10 protein-coding genes are annotated in these 7,959 nt (G+C 38.5%); 4 read left to right on the forward strand and 6 right to left on the reverse strand.

Annotated features, from left to right (window positions below; translation table 11 throughout):
• Positions 1-7: 7 nt before the first annotated feature.
• The 4 genes from ACEYJ7_RS03650 to ACEYJ7_RS03665 are packed head-to-tail and all read right to left on the reverse strand — an operon-like array spanning position 8 to position 4,431.
• Positions 8-1,765 (reverse strand): glycosyl transferase, encoded by a 1,758-nt coding sequence (locus ACEYJ7_RS03650; protein ID WP_373777678.1) that lies wholly within the window; start codon positions 1,763-1,765, stop codon positions 8-10.
• Positions 1,766-1,779: 14 nt separating this feature from the next.
• Complete coding sequence (locus tag ACEYJ7_RS03655; RefSeq protein ID WP_373777679.1) at positions 1,780-2,514, reverse strand: ABC transporter ATP-binding protein; 735 nt, start codon at positions 2,512-2,514, stop codon at positions 1,780-1,782.
• Positions 2,511-3,305, reverse strand: a complete 795-nt coding sequence (locus tag ACEYJ7_RS03660; protein ID WP_373777680.1) for an ABC transporter permease — start codon at positions 3,303-3,305, stop codon at positions 2,511-2,513. Before ACEYJ7_RS03660 ends, ACEYJ7_RS03655 begins: the two co-directional genes overlap by 4 nt.
• Position 3,306: 1 nt before the next feature.
• Entirely contained in the window at positions 3,307-4,431 is a 1,125-nt protein-coding gene (locus ACEYJ7_RS03665; RefSeq protein WP_373777681.1) for a hypothetical protein, read from the reverse strand.
• Between the two features lie 286 nt (positions 4,432-4,717).
• Here ACEYJ7_RS03665 and erpA point away from each other — a divergent pair, with 286 nt between their 5' ends.
• Entirely contained in the window at positions 4,718-5,059 is a 342-nt protein-coding gene (gene erpA, locus ACEYJ7_RS03670; RefSeq protein WP_373777683.1) for an iron-sulfur cluster insertion protein ErpA, read from the forward strand.
• Between the two features lie 62 nt (positions 5,060-5,121).
• On the opposite strand, the gene ACEYJ7_RS03675 is transcribed toward erpA, so the two are convergent.
• Entirely contained in the window at positions 5,122-6,027 is a 906-nt protein-coding gene (locus ACEYJ7_RS03675; protein WP_373777684.1) for a 1,4-dihydroxy-2-naphthoate polyprenyltransferase, read from the reverse strand.
• 96 nt (positions 6,028-6,123) lie between these two features.
• Between ACEYJ7_RS03675 and tsaA the strand changes: the two genes are divergently transcribed.
• Genes tsaA through ACEYJ7_RS03690 form a run of 3 tightly spaced genes read left to right on the forward strand, consistent with a single transcriptional unit; the run spans position 6,124 to position 7,781 of the window.
• Entirely contained in the window at positions 6,124-6,867 is a 744-nt protein-coding gene (gene tsaA / locus ACEYJ7_RS03680; RefSeq protein ID WP_373777685.1) for a tRNA (N6-threonylcarbamoyladenosine(37)-N6)-methyltransferase TrmO, read from the forward strand.
• Positions 6,868-6,924: 57 nt separating this feature from the next.
• A complete protein-coding gene (locus ACEYJ7_RS03685) occupies positions 6,925-7,632 on the forward strand; it encodes an SIMPL domain-containing protein (protein ID WP_373777687.1) in 708 nt (235 codons plus the stop codon).
• Positions 7,633-7,637: 5 nt separating this feature from the next.
• Complete coding sequence (locus ACEYJ7_RS03690) at positions 7,638-7,781, forward strand: hypothetical protein (protein ID WP_373766972.1); 144 nt, start codon at positions 7,638-7,640, stop codon at positions 7,779-7,781.
• 68 nt (positions 7,782-7,849) lie between these two features.
• Here the strand turns inward: ACEYJ7_RS03690 and ACEYJ7_RS03695 are convergent.
• On the reverse strand, positions 7,850-7,959 hold a 110-nt coding region (locus ACEYJ7_RS03695), incomplete at its 5' end, for an IS3 family transposase (protein WP_373777694.1).

Consider the following 7,959-nt stretch of genomic DNA (forward strand, 5'->3'; position numbering starts at 1 on the left):
ATTTTAATTATTGATCTTGTTTAAATTGTTTTTTCCAGAATTCTGTACTTGTTAATTCATCGTAAGAACCTTGGTATTCTTTTTTCAAGCGGTTGTAATTTTTCGCTAACTGATAAATTGCTTTTAAATATCTAAAGCCATAACTGAAGAATTTACCCTTATCATGCTCCAATATAAAACCTTTATTCGTTGGGAAATGAATATATAATACTTTCTCATAACGATATATTTCACGCAAACTTCCTCCAAATCCTTTTGGTTGAGAGACAATTCCTTTCTTAAAGAAAACTTCAGGCAATAAATTACCATTCAATGTAGCCCAACGGAACAAACGAGCAATTTTACCTTCATTCGGATTACCAAATATTGCTTGAGTAGATATATTAAATGGTATATCAACAGTTTTTTCATTTTGAACAAGAGCAAGAATTTCTTTACGTTTTTCAGCCATATCAACATTATTGCGCCAAAAATCTCCGCCTTTTGCGGCATCTTCGACCGCACAAATTGATGCAAGAGCAGTTTCATAATGATAGGTTAAAAGATTGCGTAATGCCATTTTTGCCGTTGTTTTGACAATACCTTTTAACCCACCTCCGACAAGGCCATGGAAATGTTGCATAATATGATTACGAGTATCCAAATAATATGGCAACGGACCATTTTTTAACGAAAAATCATCCTGCCATGATGAAATACCATTTAGTGTTACAATATTAAATTTGTGAACCAATCCAAAACCAATATCATCTCCACGTACGAAGTATGGGAATGCATAATGTTTTACTTTTGATAACGGGAAAGCAAAGAACCACCATCCAGCATAATCTACCTGTTCTTCAACTTCATTCATTAATAATTCATGAATATTACGTAAATCAAAACCACATTTATTCGGACGGCATAGACCGTCAAAGCGGGCTCCACATTCAAATTGGCGGAACATTTCTATTTCACGTAACATCGCTCCACCAACGGCTAATTCCGGATCATTAGCATATTCAAGTAGCGTTATTGTTCGCTTAATACCCTCAACCTCACAAGAAGCATCATCATCCATAAATAAGCAATGCGTATAATTACCTGATTCTTTAAGATGCATTAAGCCACGCGTAAAACCACCAGAACCGCCCAAATTTTCATTTGGCACAATATTTACACCATCAATCTCAGGTAAATTCTGACTATTATCCACCACATATAACGAAACTTTTTTATTAAAATTTTTATCTTTTAATAATTCTTCTTTTAAACGATCCAATGCAGGCAAAACATACTGCTGACGATTAAAATGAGTAATTACAATACCTAATGAAACATTATTTTGAGACTTTGTTTCCGTAGTATAAGAAAAATCATAGATCTCACTGTCCTCTAATGCTTCAATTTCAAATGCAAGCATACCGTCTTCCAAACTTTTCCAAAACATAAGAGGAATAGATACTTCTGTTACATTTTCATTTTTTAAATAGCTTTCATCCAGAATCCGTAAACTGAAATGTAACCGATGCAAAATCCATGTAATCTTAATGTTGCCTTTAAATCTAAGATTAAATGTTAAATCCTCAACATGAGTATGACGTTTCCACTTACCCACACTTACACTATTGAAATAAGTATCTGATCCTATTTTCCCCATTTTATTAAGTAAAATTTTTGATTCCTTTAGACTTATACTTGCAAATTGATTTGTACGAAAATACAAATCAATTTGGCTACAAAGAGAAGTTTTAGGATAGATACTAGTTTGAATAATACTCGACATAACTTACCTATTGTTTATTTAGTATACAGCGGAATAATATCTTCCGCTTTACCGCTTGCTTTAATAACACCTTTGTCAATCCAAACCGCATGTTGACAAAGTTCCTTCACTTGATTGATTGAATGGGAAACAAACAATAACGTTGCCCCTTCCGCAATCATTTTTTCCATCTTACGTTGCGATTTGGCTTGGAAGGCGGCATCACCAACAGATAAAGCCTCATCCACAATCAAAATATCCGGCTTAACAATCGTCGCAATTGAAAATCCCAAACGGGCAGACATCCCTGATGAAAAATTTTTAACCGGCACATCCACAAAATCATGTAATTCTGCAAAATCAATGATTTCATCAAAGTGCTTTTCCATAAACGCTTTTTTATGCCCGAGAAGCGCACCGTTAAGAAAAATATTTTCCCTTGCCGTCAATTGCCCATCAAGCCCCGCACCGAGTTCAATAAGAGGAGCTATACTACCGGCAACTTCAACCGTCCCTTTATAGGGTTTTAATATGCCGCAAATGAGCTTCAATAGCGTGGATTTCCCTGATCCGTTCGTACCGATTAATGCCCAAGACTCACCGCGTTTAACCTCAAGATTGACATCTTTTAATGCTAAAAACTCTTGAAACATCAGTTCGCCTTTCAGCATTTTAATCACGTATTCTTTCAAGCCGTTATGATTTTCGGTTGCTTTATTAAAACGAACCGTCGCATTGATGACTTCGATAATATTTTCAGGATTTCTCATATATATAAAATAAATTCATCTTGTTTTTTATTAAAATACCAAGAGCCGATAAACAGAACTAAAAAGGCTAACCCAAATCCCATCAATGTAGAAGAGATATCCGGTAATCTCGCATATAAGACAATATCTCTGAATTGTTCAAGATACCAATACATTGGATTCAACCCTTTATATAAAGACTGATATTCTTCCGGAATAATATTTACGGGATAGAAAATAGGCGTTAAATATAACCACATGGAGACAAACACACCCCACAAATATTGGATATCTCTAAAAAATACGGCGGCAGCAGAAAGAAACATTCCTAAACCCAGGCTAAAAACAAAAACCTGTAGCAGTACAAACGGAACCAATAATAAATTCCACGAAAAATCCGCTTGAGTAATCACCATTACAATTAATAATGCACCAAGTGAAAATAACGTATTAACCAATGAACTACCGACTTTAGAAACGGTAAAAATATATTTCGGAACGTAGGTTTTTTTAATAAGATTGGCATTTCCTATAATTGAACCGACAGACATATTCGTTGCTTCCGTCATTAATCCGAACATAATCTGACCTGAAATAATATATAACGGATAATTTGGAATATCAAAACGCCCGAACAAATTAGAAAATACCGTAACCAAAACCATCATCATCACTAACGGATTGAGAATGCTCCATAAATACCCAAGATAGCTTCTTCGGTATTTTAATTTAATATCTCTAACAATCAGTTGTTTTAACAATTCGTCAAAGGCATAAAATCGGTTTAATTTTCCAATAAATTTACTAATCATTTTATCTACAAGTTCTTGGTCGTGGTTTGTTAAGTCTTATTGCATCATGCACATCATAAAAGAGATGTTCATATAAATAATCATGTTGTTTTTTTCTAGCCGGTAATATATTCGGAATATGCTCTTTTAATTTTTTATACACAATATTTTGTGCAGCGACAAAGTTAATATGATGATCAGGATAATCACGCACATATTTCGGTGCGCAGATCGGATTTTCTACGGATTCCGCAATATCCGGCAAACAATTGATGACCGGCATTGCTGAAGATAAAGACAAAGCAAAATCCCAAAGCATTTTGGCTCTCATTTTACTTGATAATTGAGGTGTCTCACCCAAATGCCGAATCCAATAAGTTGATTCTAAGTGAACTGCCGGAGCTGTAAATATTGCATAGATATGTTTAAAGCCTAATTCCCGCATTAAATAGTGTCTAAAAGCTAAAATGCCGCAAGCCATTTCATGGAGAAAATCCGTGGTTTTATAGAACCCCGTCGCTCCCATTTTAAACGCCAAATTAAAATCTATATCCACCGAACCAAAGTGTAATAAAATTATGCTATCTCTTGAAAGGCTATTTAATATTTTCAAATAAGGGGAAATATTCTTGTCCACCTTTCTGAGCCCTCTTGCAGACCAGCTAGACGCCCAAAGCGGAATATAATTCTGATTATCGCCAAAAACATAATCAAAAATTTCTGTAGAAGAAGAACCTAATGCAACAACTTTAGTATTTCCATCATATTTGGAAATTGCATTTTCTTTTACAGGAATATCCGCTTCAGTCAATAAATCAAACGCTGACTTCAATCCCTCTTTCTCACAACGTTCAAATTCAATAATGCTGAACAATCCGTCAATATCTGTAATACAAAATGATGTTAATCCTTCATTTGAACAAAATAATCTAACCCGATTTTCTACTTTATGTGCAATAAATGAAGAATCATAAAGAAAAAGCGCTTCATTGCTATATTCGCTATTCATTATAATGCCGTTACAATGCCGTGCATAACTATTGGTCAGCACATTCTGTAATGACACAGTGTTATTGCCGATATTACCTTTTACGATTTTATATAAATGGCATCCGAAAAATACCCGCTTTCCAATCAAATAATCCATATCTCACCCCATGTAACGTTACTGTTTATCCCTGTAGCTTCGTGGAAAAATTTTCCAAGGAGTTATACCGAATTGTGTAATATCCAAAGCGCATCGCATTGTGTCTGTATAGTTTTCTCACCTTACAGCCGAACAACGTCTCATCATCTTAGCTGAAGGATTATACCGACATATGAGGCGCTTTTCTATCACAAACTCCCACTCCCGCCGACTTTTCCCCATTGCCCTCTCCGTTGAATTGTTAGATAATACGCCACTTTCGAGAAATTTTGATGTAGGACAAAAAATGAGTGACATAAACGTTCCTCTTATCTTTACCGATGCGGCGGCAAAAAAGGTAAAAAGTTTGATTGAAGGGGAAGAGAATCCAAACCTACGTTTACGTGTGTATATCACAGGCGGTGGCTGTAGCGGGTTTCAGTATGGCTTTACCTTTGATGATCAAATCAATGACGGGGATTTAACCGTTGAAAATCAAAACGTCGGCTTGGTCGTTGATCCGATGAGTTTGCAATATTTGATTGGCGGCACCGTCGACTATGTCGAAGGGTTGGAAGGTTCGCGCTTTGTGGTACAAAACCCAAATGCGAGTTCGACCTGTGGCTGTGGTTCTTCTTTCAGCATTTGAAAATTTTTTCTAAAAAAAGACCGCTTGTATTGGTTTACAAGCGGTCTTTTTCTTTCTCTTTTTTACAAAATCACGCTTAAGCCAAACAGAATATTTGTCACGAGTGCAATCCCTGCCATTTGCCCTAAAATCGGGCGAAGTTCTGCGGGGTTTTGATGACGATAAACGAATAAGCCGTGTTTAACTAACAGCGGCACAGCAAGTAAAAACAGGAAATTGTACCAATGGCTAAAATTCGCCAACGCAAAAAGTAGGTATGAAAGTAAGGCTAAACTGAGCAAGGCAACATGATAAATCCGTCCGTTTTGACTACCGATACGGACAATCAGCGTATTTTTTCCGGCATGCTTATCTTGCTCAATATCACGTAAATTATTGATATTTAATACCGCAACGGACAGCAATCCACAACCGAAAGCGGGTAAGAGTAAACTGAGTGTTAATGCGTGAGCCTGTAAATAGAATGTCCCCAACACCGCAAGAAAGCCGAAGAAAATTAATACGGAAATATCACCGAGTCCCAAATAGCCGTAAGGTTTTTTGCCGACGGTATAAGTGATTGCCGCCACAATCGCGAGAACGCCCAAACTCGCAAATACCACGAAATCTTGCCACGTTTGGTAAGCATATCCGATTAATAGACTGCCCGATAAAAATGAAAGTACGGCAACGACGATTAAGGCTTTTTTCAACTGTCCGCCTGTAATTTTACCGTGTTGAATGGCACGCAGCGGCCCGATACGCTCGGCGGTATCCGAGCCTTTGACATGATCACCGTAGTCATTGGCAAAATTGGATAAAATCTGCAATAAAACTGTAGTAATCAACGCAAGCAAGGTGGTAATCACGTTAAATTGACCTTGCCACGCCGCTAATGCCGAGCCGACTAAAATTGACGCTAACGCCAAAGGCAATGTTCTAGGACGTGCCGTCGTAAACCAAATTGAAAATGGAGAATCTTTATTCATGTATCGATTAAGTGAAAAATGGAGCTTTCAAAAGGATGCATATTATTACAAAATAGCGTCCACGTTTTTGATTTTTACACAAAATTAGTCATTTTTATGCAAAATACGCCGCCAAACCTGACGTTACAGCCGATTGGCATCATTGAAAGTCCTTATGATGAAAAATTTGCCGTTCCCCGTCAGCCGAATTTAGTTACCGAAGGTAACGGTATTTTGCGTTTACTTCCGCCGTACAATACGGCGGATGCCGTGCGCGGTTTGGAGCAGTTCAGCCATCTCTGGTTAATTTTTCAGTTTCATCACATTCCCGACAGAACTTGGCACGCCACCGTTCGCCCGCCCCGTTTGGGCGGAAATCAGCGGGTCGGCGTGTTTGCCAGTCGGGCGACGCACCGACCGAATCCGCTGGGTCTATCCAAGGTTGCATTGCATAAAATAGAGGTCAACAACGGCGATGTGATGTTGCATTTAGGTAGTCTCGATTTGGTTGACGGTACGCCGATTTTCGATATTAAACCGTACATTACCTATGCCGACAGCGAGCCGAATGCCGTGTCGGGGTTCGCTCAAACGAAACCGCAAGCCAAACTCAACGTTGAACTGACGGAAACAGCGTTACAAGCGGTCGGTTCTTGCCAAAATTTTGCAAAATTCAATATTCGGGATCCCATTCGGTTTATTTGCGAAGTTATCGCGCAAGATCCCCGCCCGGCTTACCAACAAGGGAAAAAAAGCGACCGAATTTATGGTATGCTTATCGCCGGTTATAACATCACCTGGCGGGTAGATGAAGAGATACTCGACAAAGCTTATGTTTTGGATATTCATCCGCCGAACTAATTACATAATGTATTTTCTCATTCACCATTTTAATCCGTACTTTAAAAGGAACATCTTATGATTTTGAAAAAAACTTTTGCCGTTTTACCGCTTGCCCTAGCCACCTTAACTGCAACGGCGCAAACCCAACCGGTTGACACCTCTTCAACATTTCAGTTTGCAACGCAAGTTACACGTTCGGTTGATAAAGACGTGATGCAAGCGGAGCTGTATAGTCGCAAATCCGGCAAAAATCTTAATGAACTCAAAAAACAGGTTTCCGCCAATATCAATCAAATCGTTGACTTGGTGAAACAAGATAAAAGCATTGAGTTTTCCGCAAACGGCATCAACAACTACCCGGAATACGACAGTAAAGGCAAAGTCACCGGCTGGATCACGGAAAGTCGCATTCAATTAAGCAGTAAGAATTTTGAAGCGATGGCGGCTATTCTTGAAAATTTAGGTAACGACATCGCTGTCGGCTATATTGACTTTCGCGTATCACCTGAAAAAATGGCGTCGATTGAAGACGAAATGACATTAGAAATTATCCGTCAATTCGAGCATAAAGCCGAAGTGATTAAAAAAGGTATTAATGCCAAAAATTATGTGATCAGCAATATCCAGCTTTCTACGCCGAACGGGGATAATTACTACCATACGCGTCCCGTTGCATTCCAAGCCTCTTCTTATTCATCCAAATCCAATAATGAGATGCCGCTTGAAGCGGGTAAAGCAACCATTTCGGCACAAGCGTCCGGTCAAGTTAAGTTTGAAAAATAAACGCTATGATGAAGAAATTATTTAAATTAATCGGTATAGCGCTACTTTGCGGCTCCGTGAGCGGTTGTTTAGTAACATCGGTAGTCGGTGGTGTTGTCGGAACCGCCGTCGATGTCGTGGACACGGTAACCCCCGACATCACCGATTAATTGCAAAAAAATCGTGATAACCGACCGCTTGTTCACCGACATGATCTGCCCCCCAAAAGTTGGACAGGTTATTCACGTAAATATTGAGCTCGGTATTGTGCCGGGCTCAATCCTTTTAAGTCGGGTTTAATTCGTTTTTGGTTGTAATACACCAAATATTCTTCAATTTCTGCCTGTA

Origin of the sequence: Glaesserella sp., from assembly GCF_041814905.1 — a bacterium.
GTDB lineage: Bacteria > Pseudomonadota > Gammaproteobacteria > Enterobacterales > Pasteurellaceae > Glaesserella.

What these genes read in the sequence shown, in the direction of transcription:
- ACEYJ7_RS03650 (WP_373777678.1), bottom strand. Translation starts at nt 1,765, where the DNA reads ATGTCGAGTATTATTCAAACTAGTATCTATCCTAAAACTTCTCTTTGT.
- ACEYJ7_RS03655 (WP_373777679.1), bottom strand. Translation starts at nt 2,514, where the DNA reads ATGAGAAATCCTGAAAATATTATCGAAGTCATCAATGCGACGGTTCGT.
- ACEYJ7_RS03660 (WP_373777680.1), bottom strand. Translation starts at nt 3,305, where the DNA reads ATGATTAGTAAATTTATTGGAAAATTAAACCGATTTTATGCCTTTGAC.
- ACEYJ7_RS03665 (WP_373777681.1), bottom strand. Translation starts at nt 4,431, where the DNA reads ATGGATTATTTGATTGGAAAGCGGGTATTTTTCGGATGCCATTTATAT.
- erpA (WP_373777683.1), top strand. Translation starts at nt 4,718, where the DNA reads ATGAGTGACATAAACGTTCCTCTTATCTTTACCGATGCGGCGGCAAAA.
- ACEYJ7_RS03675 (WP_373777684.1), bottom strand. Translation starts at nt 6,027, where the DNA reads ATGAATAAAGATTCTCCATTTTCAATTTGGTTTACGACGGCACGTCCT.
- tsaA (WP_373777685.1), top strand. Translation starts at nt 6,124, where the DNA reads ATGCAAAATACGCCGCCAAACCTGACGTTACAGCCGATTGGCATCATT.
- ACEYJ7_RS03685 (WP_373777687.1), top strand. Translation starts at nt 6,925, where the DNA reads ATGATTTTGAAAAAAACTTTTGCCGTTTTACCGCTTGCCCTAGCCACC.
- ACEYJ7_RS03690 (WP_373766972.1), top strand. Translation starts at nt 7,638, where the DNA reads ATGATGAAGAAATTATTTAAATTAATCGGTATAGCGCTACTTTGCGGC.